At 44.4% G+C, this 21,595-nt stretch carries 25 protein-coding genes; all 25 read left to right on the top strand.

The window, feature by feature from the left end; translation table 11 throughout:
- The first annotated feature begins 2 nt into the window (after window positions 1-2).
- Window positions 3-1,337: a flagellar protein export ATPase FliI gene (fliI, locus tag GDZ68_RS01120; RefSeq protein WP_153720436.1), complete on the top strand. Its 1,335-nt coding sequence runs from the start codon at window positions 3-5 to the stop codon at window positions 1,335-1,337.
- Window positions 1,334-1,786 carry a flagellar export protein FliJ gene (gene fliJ, locus GDZ68_RS01115; RefSeq protein ID WP_153720435.1) on the top strand — a complete coding sequence of 151 codons (453 nt, stop codon included), beginning with the start codon at window positions 1,334-1,336 and terminating at the stop codon, window positions 1,784-1,786. Before fliI ends, fliJ begins: the two co-directional genes overlap by 4 nt.
- A 1-nt stretch (window position 1,787) precedes the next feature.
- The gene (locus tag GDZ68_RS01110) at window positions 1,788-2,396 is read left to right on the top strand and encodes a MotE family protein (protein ID WP_153720434.1); all 609 of its coding nucleotides are present in this window, start codon (window positions 1,788-1,790) and stop codon (window positions 2,394-2,396) included.
- Window positions 2,397-2,424: 28 nt separating this feature from the next.
- Window positions 2,425-3,822 carry a flagellar hook-length control protein FliK gene (locus GDZ68_RS01105; protein WP_153720433.1) on the top strand — a complete coding sequence of 466 codons (1,398 nt, stop codon included), beginning with the start codon at window positions 2,425-2,427 and terminating at the stop codon, window positions 3,820-3,822.
- Window positions 3,823-3,824: 2 nt separating this feature from the next.
- A complete protein-coding gene (gene flgD / locus GDZ68_RS01100; RefSeq protein WP_153720432.1) occupies window positions 3,825-4,517 on the top strand; it encodes a flagellar hook assembly protein FlgD in 693 nt (230 codons plus the stop codon).
- A gap of 20 nt (window positions 4,518-4,537) precedes the next feature.
- The gene (locus GDZ68_RS01095) at window positions 4,538-4,915 is read left to right on the top strand and encodes a TIGR02530 family flagellar biosynthesis protein (RefSeq protein WP_153720431.1); all 378 of its coding nucleotides are present in this window, start codon (window positions 4,538-4,540) and stop codon (window positions 4,913-4,915) included.
- Window positions 4,916-4,999: 84 nt separating this feature from the next.
- The gene (gene flgG, locus GDZ68_RS01090) at window positions 5,000-5,806 is read left to right on the top strand and encodes a flagellar basal body rod protein FlgG (RefSeq protein ID WP_153720430.1); all 807 of its coding nucleotides are present in this window, start codon (window positions 5,000-5,002) and stop codon (window positions 5,804-5,806) included.
- 55 nt (window positions 5,807-5,861) lie between these two features.
- Complete coding sequence (locus GDZ68_RS01085; protein WP_153720429.1) at window positions 5,862-6,083, top strand: flagellar FlbD family protein; 222 nt, start codon at window positions 5,862-5,864, stop codon at window positions 6,081-6,083.
- Window positions 6,073-6,504 (top strand): flagellar basal body-associated protein FliL, encoded by a 432-nt coding sequence (fliL, locus tag GDZ68_RS01080; RefSeq protein WP_153720428.1) that lies wholly within the window; start codon window positions 6,073-6,075, stop codon window positions 6,502-6,504. Before GDZ68_RS01085 ends, fliL begins: the two co-directional genes overlap by 11 nt.
- A 48-nt stretch (window positions 6,505-6,552) precedes the next feature.
- Window positions 6,553-7,554: a flagellar motor switch protein FliM gene (gene fliM / locus GDZ68_RS01075; protein ID WP_153720427.1), complete on the top strand. Its 1,002-nt coding sequence runs from the start codon at window positions 6,553-6,555 to the stop codon at window positions 7,552-7,554.
- Complete coding sequence (gene fliY, locus GDZ68_RS01070; protein WP_153720662.1) at window positions 7,547-8,734, top strand: flagellar motor switch phosphatase FliY; 1,188 nt, start codon at window positions 7,547-7,549, stop codon at window positions 8,732-8,734. The genes fliM and fliY overlap by 8 nt, the downstream gene beginning before the upstream one ends.
- Before the next feature lie 22 nt (window positions 8,735-8,756).
- On the top strand, window positions 8,757-9,119 hold the full coding sequence (locus tag GDZ68_RS01065; RefSeq protein WP_153720426.1) for a response regulator: 363 nt from the start codon (window positions 8,757-8,759) through the stop codon (window positions 9,117-9,119).
- Between the two features lie 8 nt (window positions 9,120-9,127).
- Window positions 9,128-9,844, top strand: coding sequence for a flagellar biosynthetic protein FliO (locus GDZ68_RS01060; protein ID WP_153720425.1), 717 nt, complete (start codon window positions 9,128-9,130; stop codon window positions 9,842-9,844).
- Complete coding sequence (gene fliP / locus GDZ68_RS01055) at window positions 9,837-10,502, top strand: flagellar type III secretion system pore protein FliP (protein ID WP_153720424.1); 666 nt, start codon at window positions 9,837-9,839, stop codon at window positions 10,500-10,502. Before GDZ68_RS01060 ends, fliP begins: the two co-directional genes overlap by 8 nt.
- Window positions 10,503-10,513: 11 nt before the next feature.
- Window positions 10,514-10,783 (top strand): flagellar biosynthesis protein FliQ, encoded by a 270-nt coding sequence (fliQ, locus tag GDZ68_RS01050; protein ID WP_153720423.1) that lies wholly within the window; start codon window positions 10,514-10,516, stop codon window positions 10,781-10,783.
- Window positions 10,784-10,787: 4 nt separating this feature from the next.
- A complete protein-coding gene (fliR, locus tag GDZ68_RS01045; RefSeq protein ID WP_153720422.1) occupies window positions 10,788-11,564 on the top strand; it encodes a flagellar biosynthetic protein FliR in 777 nt (258 codons plus the stop codon).
- Window positions 11,557-12,648: a flagellar biosynthesis protein FlhB gene (gene flhB / locus GDZ68_RS01040; protein WP_153720421.1), complete on the top strand. Its 1,092-nt coding sequence runs from the start codon at window positions 11,557-11,559 to the stop codon at window positions 12,646-12,648. The genes fliR and flhB overlap by 8 nt, the downstream gene beginning before the upstream one ends.
- A 24-nt stretch (window positions 12,649-12,672) precedes the next feature.
- Window positions 12,673-14,703 carry a flagellar biosynthesis protein FlhA gene (gene flhA / locus GDZ68_RS01035; protein ID WP_153720420.1) on the top strand — a complete coding sequence of 677 codons (2,031 nt, stop codon included), beginning with the start codon at window positions 12,673-12,675 and terminating at the stop codon, window positions 14,701-14,703.
- Window positions 14,703-15,812, top strand: a complete 1,110-nt coding sequence (gene flhF / locus GDZ68_RS01030; RefSeq protein ID WP_153720419.1) for a flagellar biosynthesis protein FlhF — start codon at window positions 14,703-14,705, stop codon at window positions 15,810-15,812. The genes flhA and flhF overlap by 1 nt, the downstream gene beginning before the upstream one ends.
- Window positions 15,805-16,671, top strand: a complete 867-nt coding sequence (locus tag GDZ68_RS01025) for a MinD/ParA family protein (RefSeq protein WP_153720418.1) — start codon at window positions 15,805-15,807, stop codon at window positions 16,669-16,671. The genes flhF and GDZ68_RS01025 overlap by 8 nt, the downstream gene beginning before the upstream one ends.
- Window position 16,672: 1 nt before the next feature.
- Window positions 16,673-17,803 carry a protein-glutamate methylesterase/protein-glutamine glutaminase gene (locus GDZ68_RS01020; RefSeq protein ID WP_153720417.1) on the top strand — a complete coding sequence of 377 codons (1,131 nt, stop codon included), beginning with the start codon at window positions 16,673-16,675 and terminating at the stop codon, window positions 17,801-17,803.
- A gap of 15 nt (window positions 17,804-17,818) precedes the next feature.
- Complete coding sequence (locus tag GDZ68_RS01015) at window positions 17,819-19,888, top strand: chemotaxis protein CheA (protein WP_153720416.1); 2,070 nt, start codon at window positions 17,819-17,821, stop codon at window positions 19,886-19,888.
- A 17-nt stretch (window positions 19,889-19,905) separates the two neighbouring features.
- Window positions 19,906-20,373 carry a chemotaxis protein CheW gene (locus tag GDZ68_RS01010; RefSeq protein ID WP_153720415.1) on the top strand — a complete coding sequence of 156 codons (468 nt, stop codon included), beginning with the start codon at window positions 19,906-19,908 and terminating at the stop codon, window positions 20,371-20,373.
- Window positions 20,363-20,995, top strand: a complete 633-nt coding sequence (locus GDZ68_RS01005; protein WP_153720414.1) for a chemotaxis protein CheC — start codon at window positions 20,363-20,365, stop codon at window positions 20,993-20,995. Before GDZ68_RS01010 ends, GDZ68_RS01005 begins: the two co-directional genes overlap by 11 nt.
- Window positions 20,996-21,490, top strand: coding sequence for a chemotaxis protein CheD (locus GDZ68_RS01000; protein WP_153720413.1), 495 nt, complete (start codon window positions 20,996-20,998; stop codon window positions 21,488-21,490). It begins immediately after the preceding gene.
- Window positions 21,491-21,595: the final 105 nt, after the last annotated feature.

Below are 21,595 nucleotides of genomic sequence, written 5' to 3'. Positions count from 1 at the left end.
TTTTGAGAAAAGCAGAAGATTTGATTCGAATCATTCCTAATATCAATACGATGAAAAAATATGGCCGGGTTATCCGGGTAGTCGGTTTATTGATTGAGTCGCAGGGGCCCGAATCTTCCATTGGAGATGTCTGTCTAATTCATTTGAATGTGCCGGACGCAGGAAGATCTATTATTAAAGCGGAAGTAGTCGGTTTCCGGGAAGAAATCGTCATGCTGATGCCTTACACAGATATCAGTAATATCTCGAGTGGCTGCCTGGTGGAATCGCTCGGCAAACCGCTGGAAGTCAAAGTGGGCATGAACTTAGTCGGCCAGGTGCTGGATTCGATGGGCAAACCGATCGATCACAGTGCTTTGCCGAAGGGGCTGGCGACAGTGCGGACTGAAAATAGCCCGCCAAACGTGCTGACCCGTCCGACGATCAATGATAAGCTCGCGGTCGGTGTCAAGGCGATTGATGGCATGCTGACAGTCGGAAACGGCCAGCGTGTCGGAATATTCGCTGGTTCCGGTGTAGGTAAAAGTACGCTGCTCGGCATGATTGCCCGCAACACGGAGGCAGATATCAATATCATTGCATTAATTGGTGAGCGCGGACGCGAAGTGCGGGAATTTATTGACCGCGACTTAGGCCCTGAAGGCATGAAGAAAACAATTGTTGTTGCTGCTACGTCAGACCAGCCAGCGCTGATGCGAATTAAAGGAGCCTTTACGGCAACTGCCATTGCAGAGTACTTCAGAGACCGCGGTATGCGTGTCATGCTGATGATGGATTCCGTAACGCGTGTCGCGATGGCACAGCGTGAAATCGGTCTTGCTGTAGGCGAACCGCCAGCGACTAGGGGATACACACCGTCGGTCTTCGCGATTTTGCCAAAGCTGCTGGAACGGACAGGCACCAATGAACACGGTGCAATTACTGCGTTCTATACCGTTCTCGTTGACGGTGATGATATGAATGAGCCGATTGCGGATGCAGTGCGGGGGATTTTGGACGGGCATATTGTCCTGGACCGGACCCTTGCCAATAAAGGTCAGTATCCTGCGATTAATGTCCTAAAAAGTGTCAGCCGGCTGATGAATCATATTGCAGATCCGGAACATGTCAAAGCTGCAGAAAAGTTGCGGGAGCTGTACTACACCTATGATAAATCGGAAGACTTGATTAATATCGGTGCCTATAAAAAAGGGACATCGAAAGAAATTGATGAAGCGATTGACTATGAACCGATCATTACGAACTTCTTGAAGCAGAGCTATAAAGATAATATCCAGCTCGAAGATACAGTAAATGAAATGATAGCATTGGCTTCTGGAGGAGGAGGCAGCATATGACTTCTTACCGCTACCGATTTGAAAAAGTGCTGACATTGCGGGAACAAGAGCGTGATGAAACGGAAATGGCTTATAAAGAAGCCATTGAGCAGTTTGAAGAAGTGGCCAGGGAGCTGTATGACCAGCTGAAAAAGAAAGAAGACACACTGGAAGAGCAGCAGCAGCGAATGAGCACTGGTTTCTCCATTGATGATCTGCATCATTATTCGCGATTTATTGGTACGCTCGATGTGAAAATCGATCAAATTCAACAGGAAGTCATGAAATCCCGTTCGAAAATGAGCTGGTATGAGTCGCAATTGCTGGAGAAAAATATAGAAGTGAAGAAGTTTGAAAAGATGAAAGAACTGAATAAACAACAATATGATGCAGAAATGGAACATGCGGAGGCAAATCGGATTGACGAACTGGCCACGATGAAATTTCGCTCAAAAGAAGACAGGTGGTAAAGTGGCAAAAGCTAAGAAGAAAAAAGAGGTAGAATCTGTAGAAGTGCAAGAGAAGAAGTCCGCTGGTTTTTTTCAGATTTTATTAGCTTGGATCATTATTCCTCTCATGTTCACAATGGCTGTCGTATTAATTATAGCGAAAGTCGCGGACATAAATGTCTTTGATCAAGCTAAAGAATGGACTTCAAAAATACCTTTTCTTGAAGAGAAAGCACCTGACGAGCAGGCGGAAGGTGACTTAATCCTGGAAGAGCGTGTCATTTCACTGCAGGCTGAAATCCAGGAAAAAGAAGCCCAGCTGTTTGAAGTGCAGGATGAACTGACGAAAGTGAAAGATTCCAATGAAACACTGGAGATCGAAAAAGAAAAACTGAATGAAGAAATTGAAAAACTAAAACTGGCACAGAGTGAAACGAAGCGTGACTTCAAGGAAATCATTACGACTTATGAACAAATGTCGGCTAAATCAGCAGCTCCTGTTATTACCAAAATGGGCGATGCAGAGGCAGTACAAATTTTATCTAGTCTGAAACCTGCGACTTTAGCAGCTATACTTGAGAAAATGTCCCCGGAACAAGCTGCGAAATATACAACTATGCTTACAAAGTAGTATAATAGTAGTTAAGGGAGGTGAAAAAGTGAATTTAGGACTATTGATGGGTGTTGGTGCACCGAGTGTGCCGTCTGTTACTCCAAGTAATTCTTCCAGTGGTACAAGCAGTGCCGGATTTGGCAGTGTGTATCAGAGTTTAATGGGAGCTTCTCAGCTGACTGATACTTCTTCAACAATGGGAACCGACAGTGCTTTGACTGAACTGATGCAGGATATCATGCAGGCTGGAAGTTTAGAAGAACTTGCAGCTGTTTTAAAAGAGTTGCAGCAGGATGGCAAGACGGTTTCGGCAATGGATCAGTTGATGAAAGTGTTGGGCGGCAAGCAAAACGTGGTTATCACAGATTCTGCAACAGAGGTAGTTATTACTGAGTCGAAACTGGATGATAATCTAAACAGCGCGTTAGAAAGCGAATTACTTCTAACTGATCTGACAAACTTAAATAAGTTTCCTAGTCTGCAACAATTAGCTTCTCTTATTACGGAAAATCCTGATAAACTAGTAGAAGTGATGACTAAGGCCCTAGCAGAAGCAGGTGTTTCGGAAGAAGAAATTAAGCAGTTGGAAGCAACCGGTGATATTTGGTTTGTATTGGAGACATTGCAAAAACTGCCGCCTGAACAGTTGCAGATCGTGACAGAGAACCTGCCTGAAAAAGTTGCAGTGGAAATCACAGCTTTATTCAAAGCCATTGAACTGACAGCTCCTAAAATGGATCTGCATATAAAGCAGGAAGAACTGATTAAGACCATTCAGCCATTGCTTGCACAGTTCGCGGGTCATATAGAAGAGAAATCCATTCAGCCGGAGATCAAGCAGACAATCCAGCTGCCTGCTGCTGTTCAGCATATGATTCGTTTCACGACGGAACAGCCGGCTGCAGATACCAAGCAGCAGGGGGAGCAAACAAAGTCTAACGAGGCACCGACTCTTCAAACCGCGATGACGCAAACAGAAGCGAGACCCGTGTTTCAGATGACTCAGACTGAAAAAGCACCGGAAAGCCGAAGTGAAGCATTAATGAGAGAGTTTCAGGCTGTATTGAACCGTGCGAATTTTGGTCAGACAGGCGGAACGAACCGTCTATTAGTGAAACTGTATCCTGAGCATTTGGGGCAGGTACGTATTGAACTGCTGGAAGTAAACGGCGTTATGACAGCCAGAATCCTGGCATCGTCTGCCATGGCCCGTGAAATGCTTGACAGCCAGATGCATCAGCTGCGTCACGCATTCAATCAGCAGAACTTGCAGGTGGAACGCATTGATCTTTCGCAGACGTTACAGGACCCGGGCAAGAATGAACGGGAGCAGGCTTTTAATAAACAGCATGAGAAGCAGAATGAACAGACTTCTGAACAAAACGAAAATCAGGATGAACATGAACAGACTTTCCAGGAGTTCATGATTGAACTGGAGGTATAGAAATGGCTAACGAAGTAAATTCGATGTCAGGCCAGCAGGCGATCACAGACTCGATGTATCTGATCAACAAGCAGCGTGACGAACGTAAGACAGGACCCGATACAATGGGGAAAGATGCGTTCATGAAAATTCTGATCACCCAGCTGACAAACCAGGATCCGACGAATCCAATGAAAGATACGGAATTCATGGCACAGATGGCGCAGTTCTCAGCGCTTGAGCAAACGATGAATATGGCGAAAGCTTTTGATAAGTTTGCAGATATTCAGTCTCAAAGTCAATTGATTCAGTATAATAGTTTCATTGGCAAAGACGTGAAATGGCATGAAGTGACAGATAAGAAAGATGAAGACGGCAAGCCAATTATTAATGAAGGAACCGGCAATATTCAATCCATTAAATATGTGGACGGCTCAGTCATCTTTACACTGGAAGACGGCAAAGAGCTATCACCCGGCAATATTTCCGAAGTGCTTGCGAACGGTACGGGCGGAAGTTCAGGAAGCCAGCCGAATAATTTGGTGCAGGCCAGTATGCTGATCGGCAAGAATGTCAGTTATATGGACGGCGATGTAGAAAAGACAGCCAAAGTGATTTCTGTTACAAATAAAGACGGCAAGCTGAATTATATACTAGCCGATGGCAGTAAAATTGAAGGGAAACAATTTACATCAATTAGTGAATCAAGAGAATAAGAAACGAATGGAGCGATGTCATGAACAAGATTGATTTCCATCGCATTCCATCACAGCCGCTCATACGCCCAGGACAGACACAGCAGAAAACTCAGCCCAATCAGTCATTCTCAGCACATCTGCAGCAAGCGGTACAGCCTGAAAAGCTGAAGATCAGCAAGCATGCTAACGACCGACTGCAAGAACGAGGCATTCAGATGACAGAAGCAGAATGGGCACGCATCTCAGAGAAAGTGGACGAGGCGAAGAGGAAGGGAATCCGTGAATCGCTCGTGTTGACCGATCAAGCCGCACTCATTGTCAGTGCAAAGAACTCAACCGTCATCACCGCGATGAACCGCATGGAAGCGAAAGACCAGTTATTTACGAATATCGACGGCACTATATTGCTCAGCTAATAACGGCAGGACCTTACGAGGATGCCACCGTACCGCCGACTGAATGAAGCGGTACATTTTAAAACCGAGAGGGGAAACTACATTATGTTACGCTCAATGTACTCAGGAATATCAGGATTGAAAAACTTTCAAACGAAATTAGACGTTATTGGTAATAATATTGCCAATGTTAATACTTACGGATTTAAGAAAGGCCGTGCGGTTTTTAAGGATCTTATTTCTCAAACAGTTTCAGGTGCGACAGGTCCGACAGACTTGCGTGGTGGAGTAAACTATAAACAGGTTGGGCTAGGTTCACAAATTGCAGCTATTGATACAATTCATAGTGGTGGCTCAACACAATTCACGGGTAATACATTGGATTTGGCGATATCTGGAGATGGTTTTTTTAAGGTAGGTGAAGACGGCGGAGAAAATTCTTTTTATACGAGAGCAGGCAATTTCGGATTGGATCAAAATGGAGATTTGGTAGATGGAGAAGGTAGATACGTTTTGGATACAGGTAGTGCTAAAATTAACATCCCTTTAGATGCTACTTCAATGTCTATCGGTCAAGATGGAAGTGTCAGATATGTTCAGCCTGGCCAAGATGAATTGCAAGGAACACAGAATATCTCTATAACTAAATTTGCGAACCCTGGTGGTTTGGAAAAAGTAGGGGGGAATCTGTTTCAGTTCTCTGCAAACTCTGGCTCACCTGAGGATAACTTCGGAGCGCCAATGTTAGAAGGACGCGGTAAAATTGAGTCTGGTTTTGTAGAAATGTCCAACGTAGACCTATCCGAAGAATTCACAGAAATGATTGTTGCGCAGCGTGGATTCCAGGCCAACACCCGGATAATCACAACATCAGACGAAATTTTGCAGGAACTAGTAAACTTAAAACGATAAAAATAGCATAGTTTGAAAAGGAGGGTCGGGCCGGCCTTGGCCTGGCCCCTTACATATGATTAAAGTTACGAGATTGAATAACACGACATTCACGTTAAACGCTTTATACATAGAGAAGGTTGAGTCGTTTCCAGACACGACCATTACGCTGACTTCAGGGTCGAAGTACATCGTTCTTGATACGGTTGAGGAAGTGAACAGCCGGATCATTGAATTTTATCAAGCGGTCCAGCTGTTGTCGAATCCGCATATCCGGGGTGAAGAAGATGAAGAATAAATTATTGACGATTTCATTGATTATTTTAGTAAGTATTACGCTCATCGGCGTAGTGGCGGTTGTACTCATTCTGAATTTTAACAAAGGGGATGAAGAGGCCGAGAAAGGTCCGAATATCGATGAAATTCTTGAGTCCTCTGTCGATGTCGAAGAAATTACAACGAATCTGTCCGGCCGCAATTTCATCCGGGTTTCATTGAAAATCCAGACGGACAGCAAAAAAGCCGGAGAAGAATTGACGAAGCGTGATTTCCAGGTGAAGAATCTCGTCATCCAGGAGCTTTCCGAATTAACGGCGAAAGATTTTGAAGGAAAAGCAGGAAAACAGCAGTTCCAGGATTCTATAAAAGCCCAGCTGAATGAACTGATGCAGGATGGTAAGATAGAGAAAGTGTATATTGTCTCTTACATTATTCAGTGACGGGCCGTATGATCTGTAAGAGGTGCTTACGCAAGAGGAGGTGGGCTAATGTCGGGAGATGTGCTGTCCCAAAATGAAATAGATGCGCTTCTGTCTGCCTTATCGACAGGTGAGATGTCAGCGGAAGAAATGAAGAAAGAAGAAGAAACCCGCAAAGTACGGGTCTATGATTTTAAACGTGCGCTGCGGTTCTCGAAAGATCAGATTCGCAGTCTGACACGGATTCATGAAAACTTCGCCAGATTGCTGACGACCTATTTTTCAGCTCAGCTGCGTACATATATTCAGATCAATGTCGTTTCGGTCGATCAGATTCCTTTTGAAGAGTTTATCAGCTCGATTCCGAATATGACGCTGATCAATATATTTGATGTGTCACCGCTCGAAGGCAATATCTTGATGGAAGTGAATCCGAACGTTGCCTATTCCATGCTGGAGCGCTTAATGGGCGGATTCGGCTCGAGTTCCGGCAAAGTGGATAATATGACTGAGATCGAGACGAAAATTTTAACGAACTTATTTGAACGTTCTTTTGACAGTTTGCGGGAAGCATGGTCAGGTTTGATCGATATCGATCCGTATCTCGCGGAGATGGAAGTGAATCCGCAGTTCCTGCAGATGATCTCTCCCAATGAAACGGTCGTCGTTATTTCATTCAACATAATGATCGGCGAATCAAGCGGAATGATCAATATCTGTATCCCGCACATTGTTCTGGAACCGATAATTCCAAATTTGTCGGTCAGCTACTGGATGCAGACGAATAAAAAGGAACCGACGCCTGAACAGAGTGTACTTCTCGAGAAACGAATCAAAAAAGCCTCACTGCCGATTACTGCAGAACTGGGTAAAGGAGAAATCTCTGTAGAAGACTTCTTATACTTGCAGATGGGTGATGTGATTTCATTAAATACAAGAATTGAAGAACCATTAACGATCCGAGTCGGTGATACGCCTAAATTTACCGCACAGCCGGGAAAACTGCGAAACCGCATGGCTGTTCAAATACTGGATATTTTGGAGACGGGAGGGGATGAGGATGATGAGTGATAACATTCTCTCACAGGAAGAAATAGAAGCGTTGCTGAGGGGTGAAACATTGGAACCCGCTGAAGAAGCTGCACCTGAATCAGATGAAATCGAAATTAATGATTATTTGACGGAGATGGAGCAGGACGCGCTTGGGGAGGTCGGCAATATTTCATTCGGCAGTTCGGCGACTGCACTGTCTGCATTGCTTGGACAGAAAGTGGAAATTACGACACCGAAAATCACACTGATTAAACGTGACGAGCTGGATAGAGAATTTGTCCATCCTTATGTTGCGATTAAAGTGGAATACACAGAAGGTCTGAGCGGTGTGAATCTGCTTGTTATTAAGCAGAGTGACGCAGCGATTATCGCAGACTTGATGCTGGGCGGGGATGGGACTTCGCCGAATGAAGATTTGGGGGATATCCATCTTAGCGCTGTACAGGAAGCGATGAATCAAATGATGGGCTCTTCTGCTACTTCGATGTCCACTATTTTCAATAAGAAAGTGGACATTTCACCGCCTACAATTGATTTGATGAATATTCAGCTGGACCAGGGTACTGAACATATTCCGCCTCATAATCTGCTGATCCGCGTGTCTTTCAATTTAAGGGTGGGCGAGTTAATTGATTCGAATATTATGCAGCTATTCCCTCTGGAGTTTGGTAAGAAACTAGTTTCATCTTTGATGGGAGAAGAAGAGGCGGCAACTGTTACAGAAGAACCGCCTGCACCGGCACAGCCTGCACCACAGCCGCAGCAGCAGGAATATCAGCAGCCGGCCGCCCAGCAGGAGCCAGAGCCGGCTTATCAGGCACCGCCCCAGCAGCAGGTTCAGCAAGCGCCACCTCAGCAAAGACCGGCACAGCCTCAGGTTCAAGTACAGCAGGCACAATTTGCCAGCTTCGACGCACCGAGCTTGAACAAAGAAGAAGCAAATAATTTAAATATGCTGCTTGATATACCTCTTCAAGTAACGGTAGAATTAGGCCGTACGAAGCGTTCAGTCCAGGAAATCCTGGAAATGTCCGGAGGCTCTATTATTGAACTGGATAAATTGGCGGGTGAACCTGTCGATATCTTGGTCAACAACCGCTTTATTGCTAAAGGAGAAGTAGTAGTCATAGATGAAAACTTCGGTGTCCGGATTACGGATATACTAAGTCAGATGGACCGATTAAACAATTTACGATAGTAGATACTTGGAGGGATAAGCAATGGGAAAACGAATTTTAGTAGTTGACGACGCAGCATTTATGCGTATGATGATCAAGGATATCTTGACGAAGAATGATTATGAAGTAGTAGGAGAGGCAGCAGACGGTGCGCAGGCTGTAGAAAAGTACAGTGAGTTAAAACCGGATCTGGTCACAATGGATATCACGATGCCGGAGATGGACGGAATCGCTGCACTTAAAGCAATTAAAGGCAATGATCCGTCTGCAACTATCATTATGTGTTCAGCTATGGGGCAGCAGGCCATGGTTATTGATGCAATTCAAGCGGGCGCTAAAGATTTCATCGTAAAACCATTCCAGGCTGACCGTGTGATTGAAGCGATCGACAAAGCGTTGAGCTAAGTCATCTTATGAACGTAAAACAATTTACCAAATGGTTTGTTATGCTGCTCGTATGCCTCGTTTTCTGGATGCCGCACGCAGAGGCAGAAACAGATCCTAATGCCCGTGTATCTGACTGCTTTGGAAAAGGAAAAGACTGCAGTTCGGATGATACTGCTGAAAATCAAGCAGATAAAAAAGATCAGGACATTCCGGCGGGGGCCCCGGGAAGCCTGTCCGATCCGCAGGAGACTGAGAAAGCGCCAAAAGGGCTGTCTGCCTGGGATTATATCCGGACCCTTTTAGCCTTTATTTTTGTTATCGGTTTGCTTGTATGGCTGCTGCGATTTCTTAATAAACGCAATCGCAGTTTTGACCAGACCCGCTTGATGACCAATTTGGGCGGCGTGCCGCTTGGACAGCATAAATCTATTCAATTAGTGAAAATGGGCAATCATTATTTTGTAGTAGGTGTCGGCGAAAATGTCCAGCTGCTGAAAGAAATTGATGATCCTGCCGATATCGCTGATTTGCTGGACCGTTATGATTCCGAAGGCAGTGATGTTCGCAAAGGCATTATTTCACAGCTTTATGAACGCTTTTTCTCAAAAGTACAGTCTGGAAACACCTCTACGGATTCATCTGATTTCAGTCAATTGTTTTCTTCCAAAATGGATGAGATCAAAGCAGATCGCAAGGAACATTTGGATCGGTTGAAGCGGAAAGGAAGCGACCGGGATGACTGATTTTCTAAATTCGTTTTCAAACAGTGATCCGGCTAACGTTTCGACTTCCATCAAAATGCTTTTGCTGCTGACAGTGTTGTCACTGGCTCCCGCTATTTTGATATTAATGACATCTTTTGCCCGGATCATTATTGTATTATCATTTGTTCGGACGGCTCTTGCGACACAGCAGATGCCGCCTAACCAAGTGCTTGTAGGACTGGCTTTATTTCTGACTTTCTTTATTATGGCGCCTGTTTTATCTCAGGTGAATGAAGAAGCGCTGACTCCTTTATTTGATGAAGAAATTTCATTGGATGAAGCATATGAACGGGCGAGCGGTCCGTTTAAAGAGTTCATGAGTGAACATACGAGACAGAAAGATTTAGAATTATTCATGCGTTATAACCAGATGGAACAACCTGAAACGCTTGAAGAAATACCGCTGACGATGATGGTGCCGGCTTTTGCGCTGAGTGAAATCAAAACAGCCTTTCAAATGGGTTTCATGATCTTTATTCCATTTCTGGTGATCGATATGATTGTCGCCAGTGTCCTCATGTCGATGGGTATGATGATGCTTCCGCCAGTTATGATCTCATTGCCGTTTAAAATATTATTGTTTGTGTTAGTGGACGGTTGGTATCTCATTATCCAGTCATTGCTGCAAAGCTTTTAGGGGGGATTTGAATGACGAGCGAATTTGTTATTTCTATTGCAGAACGATCTGTGTGGGTTATTCTTCTCGCTTCAGGGCCTCTCTTGCTCGTTGCGTTATTGACTGGACTCGGTGTCAGTATTTTCCAAGCGACAACGCAGATTCAGGAACAAACGTTGGCATTTGTACCGAAAATTATCGCAGTTATGGTGGCCATCGTATTTTTCGGACCATGGATGCTGTCATATGTTACCAATTATGCAAGTGATATTTTTTCCGGTCTTGCAAGGTATATTGGGTGATTAAATGAATGAACTCATCCCGTCTATACCTGCATTCTTACTCATACTAACGCGTGTGACATCTTTCTTTGTTACACTGCCCTTATTTTCATACCGCTCGATTCCGGCGACACAGCGTTTGGTTTTTGCTGCGATACTCGCGTGGATGATGTCTTACTCGGTTGATATCCCGGTTGTCGAAATAGATGGCCAATACATATTGCTGGTGATTAAAGAAGCGGTAGTCGGCTTGTCCATTGGCATTGCCGCCTTTATTATTATGTCAGCCATTCAAGTGGCTGGTGGTTTTATCGACTTTCAGATGGGTTTTGCGATAGCGAACGTCATTGACCCACAAACTGGTGCCCAGTCACCTTTGCTAGGTCAATTTTTCAATTCATTGGCGATGCTTCTGCTGCTCGTCTTAAATGGCCATCATATGCTGCTGGACGGTATTTTTTACAGTTATGAATTTGTGCCTGTAAATGAAATGTTTCCGCCATTCGGCAGTGAAAATGTGGCGGAATTCATGGTGTTGACGTTTGCTAAATCTTTTGCCATCGCTTTCCAAATGGCGATACCAGTTGTTGCTACATTATTCCTCGTGGACTTGGCTCTTGGAATCACAGCACGTGCTGTGCCGCAGCTGAATATATTCGTAGTTGGCTTTCCGATCAAGATTGGAGTTAGTTTCATGGTTCTTGTGACCATGTCAGGCGTGCTGATTACCTTAATGAAGAAGCTGTTTGAAGTGATGATCATTACAATGAGAGATCTGATGGTACTGCTGGGAGGTGGCTGATTTGTTGCTGAGGCTTGATTTACAATTTTTCGCCGGCGAGAAAACAGAAAAAGCCACCCCGAAAAAACGTGAAGATTCTCGAAAAAAAGGACAGGTATTGAAAAGTCAGGACGTTACAAGTGCGATTGTTTTGCTTTCTGTCTTTACATTCATGTTTTTTGCAGCAGGTTTTATGAGAGATAATTTCTTTGTGTTTTTCCGAGAGTCTTTTACTCATTTTATTCCTATACATATATTAGATGAAGACCAAGTGATGTTAGTTTATATGAACATCCTGAAACAGATGGCGGTCATTCTGTTGCCGATTATGATCATTGCGGTGATCGCAAGTGTTGCAGCAAACCTTTTACAGTTTGGTCTGTTGTTTACTGGTGAGCCATTGAAGTTTGATTTGAAAAAGATTGATCCGATTAAAGGACTGAAGCGAATATTCTCTATACGGGCCATTGTAGAATTACTTAAATCTGTACTGAAGATTTCGTTTATCGGGACTGTGACGACACTTGTCATTTGGATGAACTTGGGACAGGTCCTGGATCTGGCTTTCAGAACACCGCATATGATCTTGCTGACCATTGCAAAATTAGTCGGAATGATGGGGATTATCGCCTCACTTGTCCTGCTCTTTATCTCTATACTAGATTTCCTTTATCAGAAATTTGACTATGAAAAGAATCTTAGAATGTCCAAGCAGGATATCAAAGATGAACATAAAAATATGGACGGAGATCCGCTTATTAAATCACGGATCAAGCAGCGTCAGCGAGAAATGGCAATGCGGCGGATGATGCAGGAAATTCCTGAGGCGGATGTAGTGATAACCAACCCGACGCACTTTGCGATTGCACTGAAGTATGATGACGAGCAGATGGATTCTCCGATCGTCGTAGCGAAGGGTGCAGATTTCATTGCACAGAAGATCAAGATGATTGCCAAGGAGAATGAAATCGTCATGGTGGAAAACCGTCCGCTTGCACGGGCTATGTTTGATCAAGTGGAAATTGGTGACCGTATTCCTGAAGAATTTTTTAAAGCAGTAGCTGAAATCCTGGCGTACGTATATCGTATCCAGCGAAAAATATAAGTGAATTGAGAAAGTAGGGGTGGCATGCAGTTTAAAGATATCGGAGTATTAGCAGCGGTAATTATGATCGTTGCGATGCTCGTCATCCCGTTACCACCCTGGCTGTTAAGTTTTCTAATCATTATTAATATTACCCTTGGTTTAATGGTGCTTCTGACGGCGATGAATATGCAGGAAGCACTGCAATTCTCGATTTTCCCGTCGCTCTTGCTGTTATTGACGCTGTTCCGTCTCGGCCTGAACGTATCCACTACACGTGCAATCCTTTCTGAAGGTGATGCAGGGGGCGTAGTTGATACATTCGGTACGTTTGTAACAGGTGGAAATATTGTTGTCGGTCTTGTGGTCTTTGTTATTTTGATTATTATTCAATTTATCGTTATCACGAAAGGTTCGGAACGTGTTTCTGAAGTTGCTGCGCGGTTTACGCTGGATGCGATGCCGGGTAAGCAAATGAGTATCGATGCGGATTTGAACGCCGGTATGATCTCCGATACAGAAGCGCGTGCAAGACGTGAGAAAGTCAGTAATGAAGCGGACTTTTACGGTGCGATGGACGGTGCGACGAAATTCGTAAAAGGGGATGCAATTGCCGGAATCATCATTGTAATGATCAACTTATTGGTCGGTATGATTATCGGAGTCGTGCAGATGGGACTGCCATTCGCTGAAGCCGCAGTTCAATTCTCCACTTTGACAGTCGGTGACGGAATCGTTTCACAGATTCCGGCATTATTAATCTCGACAGCTACCGGTATTGTCGTTACGCGTGCCGCTTCTGAAGGGAACCTAGGCTCAGATATTACGAATCAGCTGCTAGGACAGCCGAAGCTGCTGTATGTTGCAGCGGTAACAATCTTTTTATTAGGATTGGCTACTCCAATTAATGACATTTTGACGATTCCGATTGCTTTAGCTTTGGCAATCAGTGCATACATGATGTCACATAAAGCGGCTGAAGATCCGGAAGAATTGCTTGAGATGGAAGAAGATGTAGAAACAGAGGGACTGAAACGGCCTGAAAATGTTATCGACTTATTGAACGTTGATCCGATTGAATTTGAATTCGGCTACGGGCTTATACCTCTTGTGGATGCAACGCAGGGCGGAGACTTGCTCGACCGCGTCGTCATGATCAGACGTCAGCTGGCAATTGAGCTTGGACTCGTTATTCCAGTTGTGCGGATCCGTGACAATATCCAGCTGCAGCCGAATGAATACCGCATCAAAGTTAAAGGCAATGAAATGGCGCGGGGTGAGCTGCTGCTCGATCATTACTTGGCCATGAGTCCGGGCGGGGAAGATTTAATTGAAGGAATCGATACGATTGAGCCTTCATTCGGACTTCCTGCCAAATGGATTACAGAAGAAGCAAAAGAAGAAGCGGAAATAATGGGGTACACGGTTGTCGATCCGCCGAGTGTTGTTTCTACTCATTTAACCGAAATAATTCGCGCGAATGCAGCCGACTTGCTTGGCCGCCAGGAAACAAAACAGCTGGTCGACCATGTGCATGAAACCTATCCTATTTTGGTCGACGAATTAACGCCGACGCCATTATCCATCGGCGAAATTCAAAAAGTTTTGGCTAAGCTATTAAGTGAACAAGTATCTGTCAGAAACTTGCCGATCATTTTTGAAACACTTGCGGATTATGCTAAATATACATCTGATGTAGATGTGCTGACAGAATACGTGCGCCAGTCATTGGCACGTCAAATTACGAGCCAGTACGTAACCGGCAATGCAGCGCTCAAAGTCTTGACGGTTTCCGGCAAGGTGGAAAAACTGATTGCTGACAGTATCCAGCAGACCGAACAAGGAAACTTCCTGTCGATCGACCCTTCACAGTCGCAGGCAATCCTGGAGCGCATTGCACAGGAAGTCGAGCGAGTGGCTTTGCTTGATCAGGCACCGGTCATTCTATGTTCACCTGCCATTCGAATGTATTTGCGCCAGATTACGGAGCGTTATTTCCCACAAATACCCATCTTGTCTTATAATGAACTCGAAGCATCCGTTGAAGTACAAAGTGTAGGGGTGGTGGATATTTAATGAAAATGAAAAAATATACAGCTCCAACCATGGTCGAGGCTATGAAAAAAGTACGAGAAGATTTCGGCGATGATGCCGTGATCCTTAGTTCCAGCGTGATCAAATCAAAAGGTTTTCTCGGGCTGTTTCAAAAACGCTCTGTAGAAGTCGTGGCGGGCTTTGACCAAAAAGCTGAAAAACCGATATATGAACCGCCTGCAAGAGCTGTGCTGCCAGCCCGCTCTGATGCTGCGGAATCCCTTCAGGCAGAAATGCAGGAAATGAAAAAAATGATCAAAGGGATGCAGCAGAGTGACCGTACGCTGGAGAAATATCCTGATGAATTGATACCGCTTTTAGTGAAGCTGCAGACACAGGGGCTTGCGCACGAATACATAGCGGAGGCCGGCGACGCACTCTATGAACAAATGAAAAAAGAGAAGAAAGATTTCACAGAAACAGAACAACTTGAATTATTGAAACAATGGTTTTCCGCCAAACTTAGAGAAGTATCGTTCGGCGGAATTTCTTATACCAAAAAATATATTAACGTGCTCGGTCCGACCGGCGTCGGTAAAACGACAACGATTGCGAAAATTGCTGCGCGCGCACTTCTGGAAGAAAAAAAGAAAATTGGCTTTATCACTACCGATACGTACCGGATTGCCGCGATTGAACAATTGCGGACATACGCCAATTTGCTGCAGGCTCCCGTGGAAATTGCTTATAACGCAACTGATTTTGCCGCTGCGATTGAAAAGCTTCAGGACCGCGACTTAATTTTTATTGACACGGCCGGCCGCAATTATAAAGAAACAAAATTTGTTGAGGATTTACAGAGACTTGTAGATTTTTCATTGGATATGGAAACATTTCTTGTCTTGTCGACTACGTCTAAAGAGCAGGATATGGATATTATCATAGAACGTTTTGAAAAGTTCCCGATTGAGAAATTTATTTTCACAAAGACAGATGAAACCAGTTCAGTTGGCTCGATGATCAACTTAATGCTGAAGTATTCTATAGGCATGGCTTATTTTACAGACGGCCAGGAAGTTCCTGAAGATATAACAGAAGCGAATTTTGAAAAACTGTTCACTCTTTTGCTGGCAGGTGATCAGCATGCATGATCAGGCAGAAGCACTGCGTTTGAAAATGTTAAAAGCACAAGGGAAAACGGCCAGATCTGTTGCGGTTATCAGTGGAAAAGGCGGAGTTGGAAAATCTAACTTTACAGCAAATTTTTCATATTCACTAGCCGCTAAAGGCAAAAAAGTATTAATTGTAGATATGGACATCGGCATGGGCAATATTCATATTCTATTCGGCGCTGCTCCTAATTATAGTTTGAAAGATTATTTAAACGGTTCAAGAGACCTCTATGACGTCATTACACCTTTAGAAGATAGATTGTCGTTTATCGCGGGCGGCTCCGGACTGGAGACAGTAATGGAATGGTCTGAATCGATGTTCGACCGTCTGATAGAAGGATTTACGACTCTACAGTCCGATTACGATGTTATTTTATTCGATATGGGTGCAGGTGCAACACAAAACTCCTTGGACTTAATTATGGCAGTCGATGAAATTATTCTGATCGCCACTCCGGAACCGACTTCTATTACCGATGCTTATTCGATGATGAAATTCATTTGCATGCAGGATGCAGAGCGGACTTTTCATATTGTTGGAAACCGGGTACTGAAAGAAGAAGAAGGCCGGGACTCCATTGCCAGACTGCAGCTCGCATTGCGTAAATTTTTATCGGCGGAAACGAATCTATTGGGTTTTTTGCCGGATGATTTGAATGTGCGAAACGCAGTCGTCGCACAAACACCTTTTGTAAAGCTGTATCCAAATGCGCACATCACGAGACGAATGACCGCAATTACGGATTCATTTTTAATTGGCCATCAGCCGGGCACCTCTATTGAGACGTCAGGTTTCCTTGGCAAATTAAAGAGCATTTTTCGGAAAGGGCGTGCCTGAAATGATAGTCGGTAAGAAAAAACGAGTACTTGTCGTGGATGATTCAGCCTTTATGCGGAAACTGATTTCAGATATGCTGAATAAACATCCGATGATGGAAGTAGTTGGTATTGCCAGAAACGGACAGGATGCAGTCCAGAAAGTACGCGACTTTTCTCCTGATGTCGTGACAATGGACATTGAGATGCCGGTGATGGACGGGCTGCAGGCACTGAAGGAAATGATGGATCATCATCCGGTTCCTGTCGTCATTTTATCGAGTACGACAAAACATAATACAGAAAATGCAGTTCTGGCTATGGAGTACGGTGCCGTGGATGTAATTGCCAAGCCGGGCGGTGCGATTTCTTTGAATTTGCATGAAATCGAAAAAGAGATTGTTGAAAAAGTTTTTGCTGCCTCAAATGTCGGAATTCACTCACTGACGAGGAAGATTACGCCTGCCAGAACTCGTTATACCATGCCTGTTGAGAAGAAAGATACAACGGAAAAAAGTAATTCCATCACAGGAACGCCTGCTAATTTAGCAAGTTTTTCTAGAAATAAAGCCCAAAGTTCTAAAACATTTGTTATAATAGGTACATCGACAGGGGGACCGCGAGCCTTACAGGAAGTAATTACCCGCCTGCCAGCAGATTTCCCTTCTCCCATTTTAATCGTTCAGCACATGCCGCCGGGATTTACGAAGTCACTGGCAGAACGTTTAAACGGGCTTAGTGAGATTACTGTTAAAGAGGCTGAGCACGGGGAGTTACTTTACAACGGCACGGCTTATGTTGCTCCAGGCGGCCTGCACTTAACATTCGAAAAAACAGCAGCGGGATATCAGGCGGTCCTGGATGCAAAGGAAGCACCGCGCTCCGGACATCGACCGGCTGTAAACGTCCTACTGGAATCAGCCGCGAAACATCCTGAATTGAATTATCTCACCGTTATTATGACGGGGATGGGCTATGACGGAAAAGAAGGAATGGAGTTACTGCGTGCAACATGCAAAACCATAACAATTGCGGAATCCAAAAATACTTCAGTTGTCTATGGCATGCCGAAAGCCATCATAGATGCGGGCTTGAGCGATGAAGTCAGAGATGTTCAGCAAATCGCTGATGCAATATTGGGAAATTTGAAGTGATTAGGGGGCTTTACAGTGGATACAAGTCAATATTTGGATATGTTCATCGAGGAAAGTAAAGAACATTTGCAGGCGTGTAATGAACAATTGCTTGCATTGGAAAATAATCCTGATGATCTGGCAATCGTCAATGAAATTTTCAGAGCAGCCCATACATTAAAGGGTATGTCCGCTACTATGGGATATGAAGATATTGCGGATTTAACACATAAGATGGAAAACGTCCTCGACGCAATCCGTAACTCAAAAATCAGCGTCACCACAGAAATTTTGGATGTAGTATTTGAAGCGTCCGACGATCTGGAATTAATGGTACTGGATATCGAAGCAGGCGGAGACGGCAAGAAGGACGTCAGCCATCTGGTCGACACACTGAATCGGATTGAAGCGGGAGAGCCGCTGGATTTATCAGAAACAGCTGCCGCGACAGAAGAAGCGCCGACAGAAGTCTTGACTTCATCGGGCATACATTATGATGAATTTGAGTTGACTGTTATTTCCCAGTCATCTGACCAGGGCTTCAATGCCTATGAAATCACTGTGGAACTGCGCGAAGATTGTTTATTGAAAGTGGCGCGCGTATTCATGACATTTGAAATCCTGGAAAAATCAGGGGAAGTTATCAAAACGGTACCGACAGTAGAAAAGCTGGAAAATGAAGACTTCGATCAGAAGTTTACCATTGTTTTGCTGACACATGAAGATGCTGATGAACTGAGAGCAAAAGTTATGAAGGTTTCCGAAATTGAAGATGTGAAAATCACTCATATTACAGATGAATACGTGCAAAAATATAAGCAGACAGAGTTTGAGAGTCTGGAAGAACAACCGCAGGAAATAGAAAAGAAAACAGAAAATCCCACAGTAAAAGCAGCACAGGAAAAGGCAGAGCCTAAGGACACGGCACCAAGCAAAAAATCAGGCCAGTCATCTTCCAATAAGACGATCCGCGTAAACATCGACCGTCTCGACATCTTAATGAACTTGTTTGAAGAACTGGTTATTGACCGCGGACGTCTGCAATCGATCGCGAGCGAGCTCCATAATCCGGAACTCAATGAATCAGTGGAACGTATGACGCGGGTGTCGGGTGACCTTCAAAATATTATCCTGAATATGCGGATGGTTCCAGTTGAGACTGTCTTTAACCGTTTTCCTAAAATGGTTCGGACGCTGGCGCGTGATCTGAATAAAAAGGTTAATTTGGAAATTATCGGTGCTGAAACGGAATTGGACCGGACAGTTATTGATGAAATAGGCGATCCGCTTGTCCACTTGATCCGAAATGCTCTCGATCACGGAGTCGAAAGTCCGGAAGAGCGAATTGCGGCCGGTAAGCCTGAAGAAGGCACTGTGACTTTGCGTGCGTATCACTCTGGAAATCATGTCTTTATTGAACTGGAAGATGATGGAGCCGGTGTGAACCGTGAGCGGGTATTGAATAAAGCAATTGAGCGCGGCATTGTCAGCGAAGAAATTGCGCCGACTTTATCCGATAAGCAAGTGGCAGAGCTCATACTGGCGTCCGGTTTCTCGACCGCCGCTGCCATAACAGATGTATCGGGACGCGGAGTCGGTCTTGATGTTGTGAAAAATACAATCGAGTCCCTCGGCGGCCATATCTCTATTGATTCAAAAGAAGGAAAAGGCTCGTTATTCCAAGTTCAGCTGCCGCTGACTCTATCCATTATTTCCGTTATGCTGGTAGAATTGGATCAGGAAATCTATGCGATTCCTTTATCCTCTATTATCGAAACGGCTATTATTCAAAAATCAGATATTCTGAATGCGCATAACCAGCCTGTAATCGATTTCCGCGGTACTATCGTGCCGTTAGTGGATCTAAAAGAAATCTTTGAAATGCGTGATGGAAATGCAGATGAAGAAGATTTCCAATCGATCGTCATTGTACGAAAAGGTGAGAGTTTAGCAGGATTAGTCGTAGATTCATTCATTGGCCAGCAGGAAATCGTTTTAAAATCACTTGGCAACTATCTGCAGAGTGTCTTTGCTATATCAGGCGCTACGATTCTTGGTAATGGCCAAGTGGCTTTAATTGTCGACTGCAATGCACTGATTAAATAATCGAGGTGATAAAAGGTATGACAAAAGCTGTAGAAGTAAGTGATATGAAAGTAATTGTCTTTCAATTAATGAATAAAGAATATGCGATTGGCCTGGATGTAGTAGAATCCATTGAAAAATCGCTGTCCATCACACGTGTGCCGAGAATGCCTTCTTACGTCAAAGGAGTCTTGAACTTGCGTGGTGTCGTAACGCCGGTCGTTGATTTGCGTGAACGCTTTGACATGGAATATAAGGAATTTGACGAATCAAGCTGTATTATCATCGTCTCCTATGCCGACTCAGAAGTAGGCTTGATCGTCGATGATGCAAATGATGTCATGGATGTGCCGACTAGCGCAATCGGTCCGCAGCCGGAAGTAGTAGGTTCTGTGGAGTCAGAATTCATTTCGGGTGTAGCCAAAGTAGATAAGCGCTTGCTCGTGATGCTGAATCTGGAAAAAGTGCTGCAGCCGATCAAAAAGGTGAATGCGGATGAACTCTGAAAATGAAATCACCGAGATGCATCTGGATGTACTAAAGGAGATCGGCAATATAGGAGCTGCACACGCGGCGACTTCGCTGTCTCAGCTGCTCGGGCAAAAAATTGATATGAGAGTTCCGAATGTAGAGCTGGTTTCATTTGATGAAATGTTTGATCTGGCAGGCGGTGCCGAGAAAATAGTAGCCGGCATATTCCTCCGGATTGAAGGCGATTTGACGGGCAGTATGTTTTTTGTACTGACAATCGAGTCTGCTACTGAATTCATTCAAAAACTGATGAATGAACCTGACTTTACATTTACAGATGTAGAAGACTTAGGGTTAGGCGCTTCTGCCCTGCAGGAGTTGGGCAATATCCTTTCGGGATCTTATTTATCCGCGCTTTCTGACTTTACATCACTGAATATTTATCCGACTGTCCCTTCATTAAGCGTCGACATGGTCGGGGCAATTGTCAGTTTTGGTTTAATTGAAGTTTCTCAGTACAGCGATGAAGTCATCGTCATTGAAACGGAAATTTTGCAAGAAGGGGAACAAGGTGTTTCGAGTTTAGCAGGTCACTTTTTCTTATTACCGGACCCGCCCTCATACCGCACGATATTCAGTTCTTTAGGTGTACTCTAAATGCAAAATATTAAAACCGTCGTAAGAGTGGGAATCGCGGATATGAATGTCGCCAAAGCTCCAGAGACGATCCGAACATCCGGACTCGGCTCCTGTGTCGGTGTGGTGTTGTATGATCCTTCAAAAAAAGTCGCGGGCATGGTGCATGTCATGCTGCCGGACAGCCAATTAGGAAAGTCATCTACAGTGAATGCAGCTAAATTCGCAGATACCGGTATTTATGCCATGATGGAAATACTCAAATCTGAAGGTGTCCGCCCTTTCAGCATTAAAGCGAAAATTGCGGGCGGCGCCCAAATGTTTCAATTCGGCTCCAATGATACGATTCGTATCGGACCGAGAAATGTGGAGGCTGTCAAAGCTGAGCTAAAAAGGCTTTCCATACCCATTATTGCCGAAGATACAGGCGGTTCGAGCGGAAGGACAATTGAATTCGACCCGGAAACGTGCATTCTCCATGTCCGCACAGTCAATGCGGGCACTCAGGAGATGTAACCAGATGACAAAGCGGTAAAACACAGGCGGCTATTTGATTAGTCGCCTATTTTTGTTGAGATTTGTTATACTGTTAAATAAGGAGTAAGAATAGGCAGACGGAAG

The organism is Sporosarcina cascadiensis (assembly GCF_009650995.1).
GTDB classification, from domain to species: domain Bacteria; phylum Bacillota; class Bacilli; order Bacillales_A; family Planococcaceae; genus Sporosarcina; species Sporosarcina cascadiensis.
Note: the sequence above shows the minus strand (reverse complement) of the source record. Positions and strands in the feature narration are given on the sequence as shown.